The sequence below is a fragment of the Oleiphilus sp. HI0086 genome (genome assembly GCF_001635225.1).
Window position 1 is genome coordinate 1 of record NZ_LWFZ01000552.1, and the last position, 900, is coordinate 900.

Below are 900 nucleotides of genomic sequence, written 5' to 3' on the forward strand. Positions count from 1 at the left end.
CCATTAGCGTTTTTAGTTTTAGCTGCTGTAGCAAAGGCAACTGCTAGCGGGGGTATAGCAGTTGCAGCGGCAATATTTTCAGGCTTAGTCGCTGAGTTTGTATTTTATAAATTGGTAATTTCTGGCAAGGTTAAATCTAATCTCGTAGCAAATGAAATATAACCAGGCAATCAAAGATCGCCCACGAAAGGGCCCGTGGGCTGGACTCGCTCTGCTGCGCGCCGCTCGCCCTTTATTGCGGCGTTAGGCTCATGGAGATGCTATGAAAGTCGAGATAGTAAGAGATACTGGGACAGGTTATTTTGGCACAACAACTGCCAGAACAAATGTTCCACAAGGAAAGAAACTTGNGCTTACCATGCAGAATCTATGTTCAACTTTGGGCATTAAAAAAATCTACTGGACCATTAGCTCAAGAGAAGCAAAATATTATCGCCCGGATGGACCTTATACCTATCAGAGTGCTTCCAATACCATTCTTGAATTATCTGAAAAAGTAGCCGAGAAATATGCGAATAAAAAAGCCTAACAAGTTTAGCCTGCCTCGCCCCGGAAAAATCCCCGGGGCTGGACTCGCTATCGCTCGCCGCAGCTAAAGGCGTTAGCTGTAAAAAAGGAGTTAAATTGAAGCACATATTTGTTATTGCAGTTTTAGCCTTATTGTCAGGTTGTAGTTCAATGGTAAAGACCGAAATTGGAGATTACGATTACGGCAAAAGTTTAAGTGAACTACAAAGTCAGCATATCGAGTTACAACCTCAGGATGGTTTATTCTCTGAACCACGAATTAGCATTCCATTAGATGATGCTAAAAGCCTTTGGGGAGAGCCCCAAAGTACGGAAAATCTATGGGGCGAAAAAGCTTTGGGTTCTGGTATCGCTTTAAGTGCAGCAGCTACT

The 900-nt window shown here is 43.3% G+C and carries 1 protein-coding gene; it reads left to right on the top strand.

The annotated features are described in order from the left end of the window. Window positions 1–624 precede the first annotated feature (624 nt). On the top strand, window positions 625–900 hold a 276-nt coding region (locus A3756_RS06660; protein WP_197481228.1), incomplete at its 3' end, for a hypothetical protein.